9 protein-coding genes are annotated in these 16,317 nt (G+C 68.4%); 6 read left to right on the plus strand and 3 right to left on the minus strand.

The genetic code is table 11. The features are described 5' to 3' along the window. Window positions 1-17: 17 nt before the first annotated feature. Window positions 18-1,496, minus strand: a complete 1,479-nt coding sequence (locus tag E8A12_RS12650) for a pitrilysin family protein (RefSeq protein WP_293369240.1) — start codon at window positions 1,494-1,496, stop codon at window positions 18-20. A gap of 221 nt (window positions 1,497-1,717) precedes the next feature. Between E8A12_RS12650 and phhA the strand changes: the two genes are divergently transcribed. Then, complete coding sequence (phhA, locus tag E8A12_RS12655; RefSeq protein ID WP_293369242.1) at window positions 1,718-2,584, plus strand: phenylalanine 4-monooxygenase; 867 nt, start codon at window positions 1,718-1,720, stop codon at window positions 2,582-2,584. Here the strand turns inward: phhA and E8A12_RS12660 are convergent. Continuing rightward, complete coding sequence (locus E8A12_RS12660; RefSeq protein WP_293369244.1) at window positions 2,578-6,750, minus strand: translocation/assembly module TamB domain-containing protein; 4,173 nt, start codon at window positions 6,748-6,750, stop codon at window positions 2,578-2,580. The genes phhA and E8A12_RS12660 overlap by 7 nt on opposite strands. Then, entirely contained in the window at window positions 6,747-8,552 is a 1,806-nt protein-coding gene (locus E8A12_RS12665) for an autotransporter assembly complex family protein (protein WP_293369246.1), read from the minus strand. Before E8A12_RS12665 ends, E8A12_RS12660 begins: the two co-directional genes overlap by 4 nt. A gap of 269 nt (window positions 8,553-8,821) precedes the next feature. On the opposite strand from E8A12_RS12665, the gene E8A12_RS12670 reads away from it, so the two are divergent. From E8A12_RS12670 to E8A12_RS12690, 5 genes are all read left to right on the plus strand, one after another. Beyond that, window positions 8,822-10,231 carry a circularly permuted type 2 ATP-grasp protein gene (locus E8A12_RS12670; protein ID WP_363212085.1) on the plus strand — a complete coding sequence of 470 codons (1,410 nt, stop codon included), beginning with the start codon at window positions 8,822-8,824 and terminating at the stop codon, window positions 10,229-10,231. Next, complete coding sequence (locus E8A12_RS12675; protein WP_293369248.1) at window positions 10,228-11,175, plus strand: alpha-E domain-containing protein; 948 nt, start codon at window positions 10,228-10,230, stop codon at window positions 11,173-11,175. The genes E8A12_RS12670 and E8A12_RS12675 overlap by 4 nt, the downstream gene beginning before the upstream one ends. 13 nt (window positions 11,176-11,188) lie before the next feature. Next, complete coding sequence (locus E8A12_RS12680) at window positions 11,189-12,163, plus strand: transglutaminase family protein (RefSeq protein ID WP_293369250.1); 975 nt, start codon at window positions 11,189-11,191, stop codon at window positions 12,161-12,163. A gap of 124 nt (window positions 12,164-12,287) precedes the next feature. Beyond that, on the plus strand, window positions 12,288-14,972 hold the full coding sequence (locus E8A12_RS12685) for a TonB-dependent receptor (protein WP_293369252.1): 2,685 nt from the start codon (window positions 12,288-12,290) through the stop codon (window positions 14,970-14,972). An 18-nt stretch (window positions 14,973-14,990) separates the two neighbouring features. Then, window positions 14,991-16,073, plus strand: coding sequence for an alkaline phosphatase family protein (locus tag E8A12_RS12690; RefSeq protein WP_293369254.1), 1,083 nt, complete (start codon window positions 14,991-14,993; stop codon window positions 16,071-16,073). The last annotated feature ends 244 nt before the right edge of the window (window positions 16,074-16,317 follow it).

A 16,317-nucleotide genomic window follows, 5' to 3' on the forward strand; every position in this document is an offset into this window, starting at 1 on the left:
CAGGGCGCGCGCGCGGCTCATTTCGCCCCCGTCGACTTGTAGGCGTCGCCGGTCATGGCGGTCTTGATCTCGTCCGCCGACAGCGGCCGCGGCGAATTCACCGGCGCCAGCGGGCCCCAGCCCGACCAGTCACGGGCGAAGGCGACGCGGACGTTCTCCGGCCTGACGTCCTCCATCAGCACGTCGAAGGCGCGCAGGCCCTCGCGCGGAGCCAGTTGCGGCATGCCGTCCAGTGTGCGGTCCAGCACCTTTGTCGCCCGATCACGCGAGGGGTCGGTGTTGACGGCGATGGCGCCGCGAACCGACCCGCGCACCTGCTGCAGGCCAGCGTCGGTCTCGTCCTCGGTCGGCCCCTCGGCGGCGAAGCGGCGGATTTCGGCTTCGATCATGCCGACGGCGCGGACCTCCTGACCCGGCAGCGGGATGATGCCGACGCAGCTCTTCAGCGAGTCCGGTCGGGTCTCGTCGCTGATGGTCGCCTCCACGAAGGGCGCATCCTTGCGCGACCTCAGCACATTGATCCGCTGCTGCAGGATCGCCTCCCAGAGGCCGCGCAGCAGAAGCGCATGCAGGCGTTCGTCCGTCGAGCCGCCCGCTTCAGGCGGGGCGACGCGGCAGATGCCGGCGATGGCGGGCAATTCCGCGTCGGTGAGCACCAGGGCCTCGGCGCCCCGCGGCGCGGCCGGCGGCGCCCTCGGCGCCCGCACGCCCGCTGGTCCTCGCGGAGCCCAGTCGCCGAACACCGCCTTCACCTTCTGTTCGAGCACGTCGACCGGCAGGTCGCCGACTAGCACCACCGAGGCGTTGTCAGGCCGATACCAGCGGTCATAGAAGGCCTTCAGCCGCGCCGGAGTCATGGCCGCAAGACTGTCCGGCGTTCCCAGGGGGAAGCGGGCGTTGGACCGCAGGTCGCCGTCCTCGAAAGCGTCCATCCGCGCCCTGAGCGCACGCAGCACATCGGCGGCGCGGGTCTTGCGCTCCGTCTCCATGGCGGCCCGCTCGCGCGCCACGGCCGCGTCGGCGAAGCTCAGGCCATCGGCCACGTCGCGCAGCCACCTGGTCGCCACGTCCATCCCGCTGGCGTCGGTGGACTGCAGATCGAGCTGATAGACGGTCTGCTTGAGATCGCTTGAGGCGTTGCGGTCGTGGGCGAAGGTGACGTGCAGCGGCGCGAAGATCAGGTCGAGCTGATGCTCGGGGAAGGACCGGCTTCCGTCGAAGGCGAGGTGCTCGATCAGATGGGCCGCGCCGCGCTCGTCGTCCGCCTCGTCGAAACTGCCGACGCCGATGCCAAGCCGCAACGACATGGCGCCCTTGGGCAGGCTGCTGCGCTGTACCGCGTAGCGCAGACCGTTCGGCAGCACGCCGTAGCGGATCGCCGGGTCCCAACGCACCAGCGAAGGATCCGCAGCCACCCCTAGAGCGGCCGGGGCAGCCGTCGCTTGGCTTTGCGCCGCGCCCGGCTGGGCGATCGCTCCGCCAAACGCCAGGGCCATCGCGCCCGCCAGAATTGAACTTCGTCTCAGCAATCCGACCCCACTCGTCCCCGAGGCTTAGTCTGGAAGGTCCGACGGTGGCAATTGCGAGGCGCTGAACAGCCGGCAAGTGGGCGATTTATGCGCCACGCCTTCGGTCCTGAGACGATCTTTCCGCGACGCCCAGTTCTGGCGGCCAACTCAGAACGGAACTTCCAGTCGAAAGGGGCCATTCTTGCGATATGAGCGCAGACGGCTTCAACCAAGGCCCGCCGCCCGGCGCACGGGCCGACTGGACTATCGACCAGGGCTGGGCCGGCTATTCGGACGCCGAGCATCAGGTCTGGATGACCCTCTATGAACGGCAGACGAGGCTGCTCCCCGACCGCGCCTGCGATCAGTTCCTCCAGGGCCTTGAGGCGCTCGACCTGCACCGCTCCGGCATTCCGGATTTCGAGCGGATCAACGTCGAACTGTTGCGCCTGACCGGCTGGAGCGTGGTCGCCGTGCCGGGCCTGGTCCCCGACGAGGTGTTCTTCGACCACCTGGCCAACCGCCGCTTCCCCGCCGGCCAGTTCATCCGCAAACCCGAGGAGCTCGACTACCTGCAGGAGCCTGACATCTTCCACGACGTCTTCGGACACGTGCCGATGCTCACCGATCCGGTGTTCGCCGACTACATGCAGGCCTATGGCCGCGGCGGTCTGCGGGCCCTGCAGCGCGGCCAGCTCGCCAACCTGGCGCGGCTCTACTGGTACACGGTGGAGTTCGGCCTGCTGCAGACGCCGCAGGGCGCGCGGATCTATGGCGCCGGCATCGTGTCCAGCTGGGCGGAATCGATCTTCGCGCTGGACGATCCCTCACCCAACCGCCTGGGGTTCGACCTGGAGCGGGTGATGCGCACGCCCTATCGGATCGACGACTTCCAGCAGGTCTATTTCGTGATCCCCTCGCTGCAGGACCTGCTGGACGCCACCCTGCAGGATTTCGCCGCGATCTATGAGCGCCTGGAGCGCAGCGGCGACATCCCGATCGCCGCGATCCTTCCCACCGATCTCGTGCTCACGCGCGGCACCCAGGCCTACGCAGCCAAGCGCGCGGCTCAGTAGTCGCGCCGCCAGCGCACCGCCAGGCGCCCGTCGCCCTGGCCGCCAACCCGGCTGACGATCGACAGGTTCTTCTTCACCCGCCACTCGACCTGCGCCGCCGCGCCGTCGCGGCCGCCGCCGGTGAGTTCCAGATAGACGTTGTCAGTCACGTACTTGCCGCCAGAAATGCTCATCGCGCCTGAGGTCGCGTCGCCGCCGCCCAGCGCCAGGCGGTCGAGGCCGGCGAAGGTCCGCAGGTTGCCGATCACATCCAGCCCGCCGCCGCCGGCCAGCGAGGAGAGCGCCGAGGCCAGCTGTGCGGCCTCCAGGGGCGAGAGCTGCGAGGCCGTGCGGCCAAACAGCACCTGGCTCAGCACCTCGTCGTTGGGCAGGCTTGGTGTCGAGGTCAGACTGATCTCCGGCCGCGCCGCCGTGCCCCGGATGCGCACGGAGGCGGTCAGCGTCGGGTCGTCGCGCGTGGCGGTGAGGTCGAGTCGCACCTGCTCGGCCTTGGTCGACAGGTAGACCACGCTGGAGGAATCGAATTCGAACCGCTTGCCGGCGAAGTCGTAGTCTCCGCGCACCACCCGCGCCGTGCCGCTGAGGATGGGATGGCCGGTGGCGCCACCGACGTGGGCGTCCAGCGACAGCTCTGAGTCGAGGCCGTGGCCCTTCAGGAAGATGCCACGTGGGGCCTTCAGGGTGACATCCAGCGCCCAGCCATCGCTGGCCAGGCTGGCGGGCGGCAGAGACGCCGGCAGGTCGGCGGGCCGGTGCTTTTCGACCACGTCCATCTCCACCACGCCTGAGGGCGTGGGCAGGCGCGCGGCCACGTCGGCGCGGTCGATTCTGAGCGTCCCGGACAGCCGCACCTTGCCGTTCGCCGCCCGATCGATCGTCGCCTGCCCGGTCGCCGACGCCGTGGCCAGGTCATTGTCGATCAGGCGGAAGCCCTTCAGGTCGAGGCGCAGGCTGGAAGCGCCCTCGCGCGCCAGGCTGATGGTCCCGGTCCCGGCCACTGAGCCGCCACGCCCATCGACACCGGTCATTTGGGTGACGGTGACCGCATCGCGGGCGAAATCGGCCGTCAGCGCCACGTTGCGCAGTGAGAGCCCGGTCACGCCGTCATCGAACCGCCCGTCCGCCACGGTGACCCGCCCGGCTGCGTTGGGCGCGCTCAACGTCCCGCCTAGGCTTCCTTCGGCGACCACCTTGCCGGCCAGGCTGCGTTCACCGCCAACCAGCAGGTCCCAAAGCGGCCGCACCTCGCCCTGGGCGGCGAAGCGGCCATGGATCTGGCGATCGCTGGCGATAGCAATGCGGAAGGGCGCCGCCGAGGCCTCGGTCGGCAGCACCACATTGCCGCTGGCGTTGAGCCCCTGGGCGTTCTGGGCGGTCATGTCGAGCGCAAGCGCCCCGTCGGTGAGCTTGCCGTGGACGACGCCATCGATCCCCGACGCCGCCGCCGTTCCACGCCCCCGAGCGCCGGCGAGCTTGGCCTCCAGCGTTCCGTCGAGCCGGGGCCCGCGCCCCTGCAGGGTGAGGGTGGCGTCCGTACGTCCCGCCAGGTCCTCGTCCAGCAGGCCGAGCGTCAGCCCGCTCACCTGCGCGCGCACGTCGGTCCCGGCTTCGGTCAGCCGCCCATCGAAGTCGATCCGCCCACCGTCGGACGCCGCCAGCTTCAGTTGCGCGCTCTGCTCCGGTCCGCCGAACCGAACCTGGGCGGTCTCGAGGGTTCGAAGCTCGCGCCCGCCCACCTTCGCCTGGCCGTCGAAGGTCGCCGCATAACCCGGCTTGGCGTCGGAAAGGACGCCGCGGCCGTTCAAACCCCAGGCTCCGCCGTCCGACGCGCCGATGAGCTGGGTCTGGTAGGGCAGGTGCCCGAGGGGCCCGTCGGCGCTGAATTTTCCCGAGCGCACGGTCACGGTCGATCCGGGCAGACGGGCGTTGTCGGCGGTCAGGTTGGCCGTGGCGTGCGCCCCGCCCGCGGTGTCGGCGATGCGCACGGACCCGGCCACCTTGCCCGCGGCCAGGAAGGCGCCCTGGGTCACGGTGAGATCCAGGTTGGCCGCAGAGGGGGCGTTGTTGCGAAGCGACAGGGCTCCCGAGGCCTTCACCCCACCGGCGTCCAGCGACAGGTCCGTGAGGTCAAGTCCGCCCTCTGGGAACCGGAAGTCAGAGCGCGCACGCACCGCCCCATAGTCGCTCAGCGCCGCCAGGACAACGGTCCCGCTCGATCCGTCCGACTTGCGCTGGAAGCTCAAGGTCAGGTGCGCGTCCTTCAGCGGCAGGCGGGGCACGTCGATCGACGCCAAGTCAGCCTGCAGGTCCGCACGCGGGGCGGAGAGCGTGCCGGCGATGGCCCCTGAGCCCTTCACCTTGCCCGCGACCTCGACCGGCCCGGCGCGGAAGGGGCCCTCGGCGCTCCAGTCCACCTTGAACGCCAGGCCGCCATCCGACGCTAGCGCCCCTGAGGTCGTAGCGTTGAGCGCGGCGCCGTTCAGGCTGGCGGAACTGACCGTCCAGCGGTGGTCAAGCCATCCGGCCTGAGCCTTCAGCGAAGGCTTGGCGCCGAGCAGGCGGTCGAGTTCGGGATAGCCGGTCGCCAGCTTGTCGCCCTGGGCTTCGAGCCTGAAGGTCCAGGGCTGGCCCGCTCTCGCCTGGCCTGCCGACCAGCTGGCCTGCGCCGACCCCGCCGCGCCGGGATGCGCCGCCGCCAGGTTCGAGACCGCGGCCTTTCCCTTGACGGTCAGCCCGCCCAGCAGGCTGCGCGCGCCGGAGGCATCGACTTTCAGGCCGGCGCCCACGATCTGCAGCTCGTGCAGCAGCAACCGGCCGTCGGGAAGCTTCGAGCCGTCGATGCTGGCCTTGGGCGCTGCGCCCAGCATCGCGGCCACATAGCCCGAACCATGGCCGCCCGCGCCTGCCAGCCGCGCCTTGAGGTCCCACTGCCCGCTCGCCTCGGCGGCCTCGACAGGTCCCGACACCTGCGTCAGGCCGTAGCCTCCGAGGTCCGCCTTCGCCATCGACGCCTCGCCTGCGAACCGCCAGCTGGCTTTGGCCATCGCCAACGCCTGCGTCACCCGCCCGGCGATCCGCGCGGCGCCCATGGCCGGGCCGCCCGTGATCCGCGACAGCGCGCCAGTCTCCGCGGTCAGGGCAAGCCCCTGCGGCCCGATGCGCCGCTGCCCGACGTCGCCGAGGCCCTGGACCCGACCCGAGAGGTTCTCCGAAGCGAGCCGGCCGTCGAGGGCGAACAGGTCCGGGCCAGCTCGAGCCCCCGCCAGGACAAAGCTCGCCGAGGGCCCGAACCGGTCAGCGTAGCGCGCGGTCAGCGACGAGGCGGTGAGCGAGACCACGCCACGGGCCACGCCGCCGTCCTTCGTCCACGCGCCCTGCGCCTTCAGCGGGCGCGCCGCGCCGGAGCTGGCCACCGCCGTGAACCGGCCCTCGGAGGTCTTGCCGCTGGCCGCGACCTGGAGGGAGAACGGTTGGCGCGACGACAGCCCAAGCGAACCGGCCAGCGCGCCGCCCTGCGCCTCGACCCCGTCGATCATCACCTTCAAGGGTCGCGTCTTGGCCAGATCGTAGTCGAGGTTCAGATGGTCGCCCGGATGCAGCACGCTGGCCGCACGCAGGCTTCCGCTCTGATCGCCATTGCGCTCGACCTCTAGGCGCAGCGTCAGGTCATAGACGCCGCGGTCGTAGCTGAGCGCCGGCGCCATCTCGATCCGGGCGTGGACCTGATCGATGTGGAAGGACAACGGCAGGCCGGTGTCTTCCCCCTTGGGCGTCAGGGTCGGCCGCCGCAGGATTTTCAGCGTCTGGATCTCGATACGGCCGGCGTGGAAGTCGCGCCTGAGGAGCGCGATGTAAGCCCATGTCATATGGACGTTATCCGCCTCCAGCCATGGGCCGCCCTCGTCGCTGACGGTCAGCTTGGCGACCTGCATGTTGCGCCAGATGTCACCGCTCAATCCCTCGATCCGCAGACGGCCGAAGCGCCCGACCTTCAGCCCCTGGGCAGCGGCTTCGATCACCAGGCGCGCCTGCGGCAGCAGCACGCCGTAGCGCACGCCCAGAATGAGCAGGACCATGGACGCCGCCACCGCCAGCGCCGCGCCGAAGATGATCCGGGCCCGCCGGCTGCGCCGCCGGGCGGCGGCCATGTCTTCGGAGGCGCTCAAAAGCTCTGCCCGATACTGACGTAGACCTGCAGCGGCGACTCGCCGCGGCGGCTGGTCACCGGGGTCGCCAGGTCCACGCGGATCGGCCCGAAGCCCAGGTTGTAGCGGACGCCGACACCCGCCCCGATGCTGGCGTCCTGAAAGTTCGGGAGCTGACCGCTTCCCACCGTGCCGCCGTCCAGGAAGACCACCAGTCCCCACTTCTCGTTGAGCCGCCGGCGTAGCTCCAGCGAGATCTCGGCCAGGGAAAGCCCGCCCTCCGGCGTGTTGTCCGACAGCCTGGGACCGACTTCCTGGTAGCCGAAACCGCGCACCGAGCCGCCGCCGCCGGCGAAGAACCGCTGCGGGGCGGGAATGTCACCCACCGTACCATTGGTTATGCTGCCCAGATGCAGCCGCGCGGCCAGAACCGTGTCGCCTTTCGTATCGAATGGGATGTAGCCGGAAGCCTGCCCCTGCAGTTTCAGAAAGGGGAACTCGCCATCGCCGGTCAGCAAGGTGGGCTCGATCCGCGCGCTGATCCGCCAGCCGCGAGTGGGGTCGAGGGGATTGTCGGAACGGTCCAGCGCCATGTCGACCAAGCCCGTGAAGGTCACCAGATCACGTCCCAGCGGAGTCAGGGTCTGCAGGCCGAGTTCCTCGGTGCGACTGACGTCTATGGAGCCGCCCCACGTGAAATAGGTGCCGGTCAGGCCGAAGGTGGCGTTACGGCCCCAGCGGTGGGTGACGTCGGCGCTGGCCATCACCCCTTCCTGGTCATAGGCGGGCGTGTTGGTGCGATAGACCGCCGTGCGCAGGGCCAGCGTCTGCTGGGCCGTCAGCCAATGCGGCAGGGAGAGGTCGAGCTCGATGCGGCTGTCGAGGTCCGACACTCGTCCCAGAACCGAGAAGGTGTCCGCCCGCCCCAGCAGGCTGTAGCGCGTCCACTTGGCGTCCAGCCCGAGCCCCTCGGTGGTGTCGTAGCTGGCGCCCAGCTCGAGGGTGCGCTTGTCGCGCTCGGCGAGGCTGATTACCACCGGGCGCAGGCCGTCCGGCGTGACGTCGGTGTCGGGCGCCAGCGAAACGGTGACCGATTCATAGACTCCCGTGTCGAGCAGCCGCCGCTCGAGCTCCGCGACCTGGTCTGGATCGTAAGCAGCGCCGTGCGTCCAGGGCGCGAGGTTCTGCAGCCACTCCGGGTGCGTGCGGCCATGTGTCGTGAGCTGGATGGAGTCCAGGTGCACCAGCGGCCCGGCCGCGATGCGGTAGTCGGGGCTGACGGTGTTGTCGGCGTGGTCGACCACCACCTCGCGCGGTTCGGCCTTGGCGTCGGCGTAGCCGCGCTTTTGCACCGCGCCCACGACGCGGCCCTCGGCGGCGACCACGTCGGCCGCCCGCCCCGGCTGGCCGGGCGTCAGGGCGAGCGCGCTCAGAGCCGCCGCCAGCGACGCCGGATCGGGCGTCGCGCCAATCCAGTCGATATGCGCCGGGCCGAGGACGAACCGCGGTCCCGGCGCGATCTTCACCAGCGCCTTGGGCGCATCGCCCTCGCCCACATCCGGCTCGACATCGTAGGCGTAGTAGCCCTCGGAGCGCAGGACGGCGATGGCGTCCTCAGCCGCCTCCCGGGCGCGCCGGCGGGCCTCGAAGCGGTTTCCGATCGGCCGGTCGGTGTCGCCCACGGCGCGAATGACGGCGGCGCGCAGGTCCGGTGCGAGAGTTCCCTCGATCTGCGCCTTGGATTCGGCCGCCTCGGCCGGGTAGGCCAGCCCCTGCAGGCAAAGGGCCGCTCCTGCGCCGACGGCATAGACAAGACGAGACAAGCTCGCGAATCCTCTGGGCCCCGCCCCGGTGTAGCCGCCCCCTACCGGACTGTCACCTGCGCCGCCGGAAGGGCGCCCAAAGCCTGGGCAGTCCCCTCAGTGGAGGCCGCGAACGGACGAATGGCCGCGCCCATCTTCCGGTGAGGGCTTAAGGGCCTTAAGGACTAGAGGTGGTTAAAGGGACGTCACGCGTGGAGTTGCAGGCCGCCAAGACCGAGGCCGCGGGCCGGGCGCCTGTCGTGGCGGCCACGCCCCTGCCCTATGACGAGATGCGCGACGCCGCCGGCAAGGTGCGCCCGCACTACGCGGCGCTGGCCGAACGCATCGACACGCTCAGCTCTGACGAGCTGGCCGAGCGGCAGAAGACCCTCGAGCGGTTCTTCCTGCTGCAGGGCATCACCTTCACGGTCTATGGCGCGGAAAGCTCCACCGAGCGGATCATCCCGACCGACCTCCTGCCGCGGATCATCGCGGCCGAAGAATGGAAGACCATCGACGCGGGCCTGACCCAGCGCCTCAGGGCTCTGAACATGTTCCTGGCCGATATCTATTCCGGCCAGCAGATCCTGATGGACGGCGTGGTGCCGCGCGACCTGGTGCTGAATGCGCCCTCCTACCGCCGCGAGATGCAGAACCTCTATGTGCCGCACCAGGCCTACGCCAACGTCTGCGGCTCGGACCTGATCCGGCAGCCGGACGGCAAGTTCGCGGTGCTGGAAGACAATCTGCGGGTGCCCTCCGGCGTCTCCTACATGCTGGCCAACCGCGAGGCCTCCAAGCGGGTGTTCCCAGGCACCTTCCGCGGCGCGGGCGTGCGGCCCATCGACCGTTATCCCGATCTGCTGCTGACCACGCTGAAGAGCATGGCGGCCGATTGGCGGCCGAATCCGCAAGTCGTGGTGCTGACTCCGGGCGTCTACAACTCCGCCTATTTCGAGCACGCTTACCTTGCGCGCCTGATGGGCGTGCCCCTCGTCGAGGGCCGTGATCTCGTGGTGCACGACAACATGGTCTACATGCGCACGACCACGGGCCTGCGGCGCATCGACATCATCTACCGCCGCGTCGACGACGATTTCATTGATCCGCTGACCTTCCGGCGCGACTCGGGCCTGGGATCGGCCGGCCTCTTCAACGCCTACCGCGCCGGCAATGTGGTGATCTGCAATGCCCCCGGCACCGGCGTCGCCGACGACAAGGCGGTCTACGCCTATGTGCCGGAGATCATCCGCTACTACCTGGGCGAGGACGCCATCCTGCCCAACATCGAGACCTTCCTCTGCCGCGAGCCGGCCCAACTCAGCCACGTGCTGGCCAACCTCGACAAGTTCGTGGTCAAGGCGGTGGGCGCCTCGGGCGGCTATGGCATGCTGGTGGGCCCGCACTCCACCAAGGCCCAGCAGGACGAGTTCGCCGCGGCGCTGACGGCCGACCCGGAAAACTACATCGCCCAACCGACCATCCAGCTGTCCACGGGCCCCTGCCTGATCGAGCACGAGATCGACTCTCGCCACGTGGACCTGCGTCCCTTCATCCTGTGCGGCGAGAAGATCGTGGTGACGCCCGGCGCACTCACCCGCGTGGCGCTGCGCAAGGGCTCCCTGGTGGTCAACTCCAGCCAGGGCGGCGGGTCGAAGGACACCTGGGTGCTCACCGACAAGAAGGACCTGCAGCCATGATGCTGGCTCGGGTCGCCGACAGCCTCTACTGGATCGGCCGCTACGTGGAGCGGGCCGAGCATCTCTGCCGCCTCTCCGATGTGATGCTGACGGCGACGCTCGACCGCACGGAATCGGCCACCCAGATCGCCCGCATCGCGCTGGCCGCCGTTGGCGACACCGACAACGCGGCCAAGGCCCGCAATCCCTACGAAGCCGCTCTGGCCCTGGTGCTCGACCGCGAGGACCCGGGGTCAGTGGCCAGTTCCCTGGCTCGGGCCCGCGAGAACGCCCGCCAGGTCCGCGATCAGATCACCACCGAGACCTGGGAACGGCTGAACCTCATCCACCTGCGGATGAGCGATCCCAACGACGGTCGGGCCTTCGCCGACGGAAGCCAAGCCTTTCTGCACGACACCATCGCCGACCTGCACCTTTTCAAGGGCGCCGCCGACGCCACCATGAGTCATGGCGAAGGCTGGCGGTTCCTGCTGCTGGGCGTCTACCTGGAACGCGCCCAACTGATCGGCGCCTTGCTGGAGGTCTGCTTCGGCGACCGCCGCCACCGGGCGATCACCGACCACTCTGCGCTCACCAGCCTCTTGCGGATGAGCTGCGCGCTGGAGCCCTACCTGAGGGTCTACACCGCCGACATGCAGCCGCGCTTCATCCTGGAGTTCCTGCTGCTCGACGAGGATTTCCCGCGCTCAGTGCGCTTCTGCACGGCGCGCATCGAGGAGCACCTCACCTCGATCAGCCGTCACGTGGAGGCCACGGGCGTTTCCGGGCCCGACCGCCTGGCCGGCCGCCTTCGGGCTCGCTTGCAGTATGCCGAGATCGGCGAGGTTCAGGCGGGCGGCGCCAGCGCCTTCCTGGGCGCGGTGCTCGACGAGTGCGCCGCGGTCCATCGCCAAGTCTACGACACCTTCGTCGCCTACACCCTCGAACAGCGCCTGCCGGCCTAAGGACCCTTCCCCCGTGCTCCTCGCCGTCCGCCACTCCACCCGTTATCAATACGATGAGCCCGTGCGCGAGAGCGTCATGGAGTTGTGGATGCAGCCGCAAAAGCGCACCCACCAGCGGCTGATCAGCTTCGAGCTGGAGATCGACCCCGCCGCCCAGCTATTCTCCTATGCCGACACCTTCGGCAACGCCGTCTACCACTTCGACATCCCGCAACCGCACGACAAGCTGACCATCACCGCCCGCTCTGCGGTGGAGACCGAACCGCCGCCCGCCTTGCCCACGCAGCTGGACCGCGGGGAATGGGACCGGCTGAAGTCCGACTTCGTGCGCGGCGAACACTTCGACTACCTGCATCCGCACGGCTTCACCGGTCCGACCGAGTCGCTCGCGAAGTTCATCGCCGAACGGAAGCTGGAAGAACTGCGGGTCCGCGACCCCTTGAGCGCCATGCGCGACCTCAACAGCATCCTCTACCAGGCGTTCGCCTATGAAGCGGGCGTCACCCGCGCGGACAGCCCGATCGATCACGTGCTGAAGGCGCGCAAGGGCGTCTGCCAGGACTTCGCCCATGTGATGATCGCCATCTGCCGCGGCTGGGGGATTCCGGCGCGCTACGTCTCGGGCTACCTCTTCACCGACCGCAAGGCCGGCGACCGCTCCGATCCCGACGCCACTCATGCCTGGGTGGAAGTGTTCCTGCCCAGCCTGCGCTGGGTGGGATTCGATCCGACCAACAACATCCTGGCGGCCGAGCGCCACATCGCCTGCGCGGTCGGCCGCGACTACTCCGACGTGCCGCCGTCCCGCGGCGTCTACAAGGGCGAGGCGGAAAGCGAGCTGGCGGTGGGCGTCACGGTCCGAAAAGCCCGTGCAGCGGTCTCCGAGCCGGAGTTCCTGCGCATCTCCCAGCCGGCCCCGCGTCCCGGCCAGCGCCGCAGCCAATATTCCGGGCTCGCCTACGACCAGCAGCGCCAACAGCAGCAGTAGCGGCTTCGCCCGGAGACCTGCGTTGGACAACCACAGGTTGGCACAATTTCTTCATAAAATTTGAGCTTGGCCGTCACCGCCGTTCGTTACCGCAGCGCCACATTTCATCTCGTGGGGCGCAACAATGGCGATTCGAAGAACCCTCTTCCTGGCGGCGGCGTCTGTGTTCGCCCTCAGCGGCGCTGCGAGAGCCGCCGATGTCAGCGGGGCGGAGGCCGCGCCGGCCGACACCGCAGTCAGCGACCTGGTGATCACCGCCCCGCGCGAGGAGAACCAGGCGCGCGCGCGGCAGGAGAAGGCGCAGAATCTGATCGACGTGCAGTCCGCCGAGACGATCGCCAAGTATCCTGATTTCAACGCCGCGGAGGCCCTTGGACGTATTCCCGGCATCTCGCTGTCCAGCGACACCGGCGAGGGGCGCTTCGTCAATATTCGCGGCATCGACGCAAACCTGAACGGCGCGACCTATGGCGGCGTCGTGCTAATGAACACCAACTCTGGTGGAACCGCCGCGGGCGGCGGCGGCCGCGCGGTCGAATTCGACACCATCCCCACCGGCGCCATCGACGGCATCGTCGTCACCAAGACCCGCCTCCCGGAACAGGAGGGCGAAGGGCTCGGCGGCACTGTCGAGCTGACCCCCCGCAGTGCGGCCAATATCACGAGCCCCTTTCTGGAAGGGACCCTGGGCTGGGGATACGAGCCGCTGCACAAACATACCGGCCCGGTGAACGTGGAGCTTGCCGGCGGCGCGCGATTCGGGTTCGGCGATCACGGGTTGGCGATAGCAGGGGACGGCCAGGCCGAACCCGTCGCCGCGGGCTGGATCTCCAATCCCTACCCGTTCTCCTTCGTCCTCAACGCCTCGCGAAAGGACGACCGGCGCGCCGTCGACGACCTGGAAGAGAGCTACGTCGACGCCAGTACGCCGCCCACCGACAAGACCGCCCACCAATACGACTTCCGGCGCTACGACTACCATCGTCGCCGCTTCGGCTATGGCGGCGAGTTCGACTTCCAGCCGAACGACGAGCACAGCTACTACGTCCGCGCCAGCGTCGCCGGCTACATCGAGGCGGTGCACAAGAACTTCTTGCTGCTGCGCAACCTGGACGGTGGAACCAACGCCACCGGAACGGTGGTCCCCAATCCTTCCGATCCCAACGGGTTCCTGACCACAACGACGCCGACCGAGACGCTCACCGACGAGCAGGAGACGCATCGAAACCAGGTCTACGCCATCGGCGGCAAGGACCAGTTCGGCGGTCTGGTGATCGACTACCGGGCCTCCTACAGCCGCGCCACGTTCACGGTCGGCTACAACTACGGAGCGACCTTCGCCGGGCCGGCCGGAACGCCGGTGGCCTATGACAATGTGACCAACGCGAACATCCCGCAGTTCAACTACGTCACCGACGCGACCCATCCGACGCCGTTCAATCCGAATGACGCCACACAGTACAAGCTCACCGGCATCAGCAACTCGACCGAGTCCGATGTCGACCAGGAGTATGGCTACGCGATCAACGCCTCGACGCCGACACATCTGATCAACGACAGCGACCAACTGAAGGTGGGGCTTGAAGCTCGGTTCAGGGACAAGGTCGTCGACCCCATGATCTTCAGCGGCATCACTGCGCCTTCGATCCTCCTGTCCACCGTCTCGGGGCCGGCCAACAGCTACTACGACGGCAACTATACCAATGGTCCGTTCATCAACCGCTACGCGATCCGAAACATCTATAACTCCGAAACCGGTATTACTTCGGCGACCGATCCGAACGGCTACTTCCGTGCGCAGGAAGACATCTACGCCGGCTACGGCCAGTACACGACCAACGTCGGCCCCTGGACCTTCCTGGCGGGCGCGCGCATCGAGAACACCCAAGGCAAGTACACGGCCTTTGTCAGCCAGGACAACAATACCCCGGTGCTGGCCAGCCAGTCCGTGGACTACACCGACGTCTTCCCGACCGCGCAGGTGAAATACACCTTCTCACCCGACCTCATCGCCCGCGCCATCTTCTCGACCGGCATCGCGCGGCCGGGGTTCGAGCAGAACAAGGCCACCGCCTCGGTGAACACCACCAACGATCCGGGCACGGTGGAAATCGTCCGCGGCAACCCGGCGCTGAAACCCACAACAGGCAACAACATCGACCTGTCGCTGGAGTACTACCTGCCCAACGGCGGCATCGTGGAGGCCGGCCTGTTCGATAAGGAGTTCGAGAACTACATCGTGCCGCGGGTCCAGCACGGGATCACGACCGATCCCCTGGCCCCAGGGCAGCTCGCCAATGTCACCACATTCCTCAACACGCCTTCGGCCTACGCCCGGGGCGCCGAGTTCGCCTATCAGCAAAAGTTCACCTTCCTGCCGGAACCGCTGAGCGGCTTCGGCGCTGAGGCCAACCTGACGCTGGTGGACTCCCGGATCCTCGAATACGACGCCGCGACCAGCGGATCAGGAACCGCCCAGTACGGCCTGCTGCCCGGCACCTCGAGGGTGACCTGGAACCTGGCTGGCTTCTACGAGGCCCATGGCATTCAGGCCCGGCTCTCTTCCCAATACGTGAGCGCCAGCCTGTTTGGCCTTGGCGGCGACAAGTCGCTCGACGTCATCCAGGACAAGCGCCTGACAATGGACTTCACTTCAAGCTACCAAGTCAGTCCGCGCCTCAATGTCTACTTCAACGCCAAGAACCTGCTCAACACGCCGCTGCGCTACTACGAGGGCAGCCCGGACCGCCCGATCCAGCGTGAATTCTACGGTCCGACCTTCGAGGCGGGCGTCCGTTTCAAACTCTGATCCAGAAAGCCGCCCGCTATGTACCGCTCGATCGCTTCAATCACCGCCGCGCTCACGCTGGCGGCCGTCCTCCCGGTCCGCGCCGCGGGCCAGGAGGGCGTGCCTCGCTACGACCACGTCTTCGTCATCGTCGAGGAAAACAAGGACTACGATCAGATCCTCGACCCGGCCGCCGCCCCGAATATCGCTGGGCTCGCGAAGACCTATGGGAATGCGACCAGCTTCTACGGCGAGGTGCATCCGAGCGAGGCGAACTACGTCGCCCTGCTGGGCGGCGACACCTTCGGCATCCATGACGACGACGCCTACTACTGCAAGGCTGGCTCCGCCCGGCCGTTCTGCGACGGCGCGATGGCGGCGGAATACGCCGACCACACGGTCCGCGCTCAGCATCTGGGCGACCAGCTCGCGGCCGCCGGCCTTACCTGGAAGGGTTATTACGAGACCCTGCCCCAGCCCGGCTCTCTGGCCGTCGTCGCCGGCGATCCGCGGTTCGACAATGGCACGCGCCAGACCGCGCTCTACGCGTCCAAGCACTCCGGCTTCATGAACTTCGCCGACGTGCAGGTCGACCCGCATCGCGCCGAACGGATCGTGGGTTTCGACCAGCTTGACCGCGACATCGCCTCGGGCGCGCTGCCGGCCTTCGCCCTGATCGTGCCCAACCAATGCAACGAGATGCATGGCCTCTCGGGTGATGGCGTGCCGGCCGATTGCCAGGGCTCCAACAAGGCCGCCCTGATCCGCCGCGGCGACGCCTACACCGGCGAGCTTGTGCGCCGAATCCAGGCGACCCAAGCCTGGGCCGGCCGCGGCAACTTCGCTATCGTGATCACCTTCGACGAAGGCGCCGGCAAGACCCGCGAAGGGTGCTGCGCCGTCACGCCCGATGCCTCGTCCAACTTCGGGGGCGGCCACATCCCGACCATCGTCATCACCAACCACGGCGTGCGCGGCGTGCGCGACGACACGGCGTACAACCACTATTCGCTGCTGCGCACGATAGAGGATGCCTTCGGGCTGAGCGGACACCTCGGCCATGCGGCGGACACCGATAAGGGCGTCCGCGACATGGCGCCGCTGTTCGCGACCGGGCGCTGAGGCCAACGGGGACGTCGCTGCGGCGGGAAAGCGCGCTTGCGCAGACGCTTTGGCCCTCCGTCCGAACTGGGGCCGGCATGGCGCGCCAGAAGGCCGTCGTGGCCCACCGCAGCAGCGACGAATTTAGGGACCTAGAGACTTCCGCGCCAGAAGGTCACGCCGCACCTTATTTTGTGAGTCCGTCGACCACGAAGTCGATGAACAGGCGAACCCGGTTCGGCAGGCGGGTCCGTGTCCGTGTCCG

Origin of the sequence: Phenylobacterium sp., from assembly GCF_004799395.1 — a bacterium.
In the GTDB taxonomy this organism is placed as follows: domain Bacteria; phylum Pseudomonadota; class Alphaproteobacteria; order Caulobacterales; family Caulobacteraceae; genus Phenylobacterium.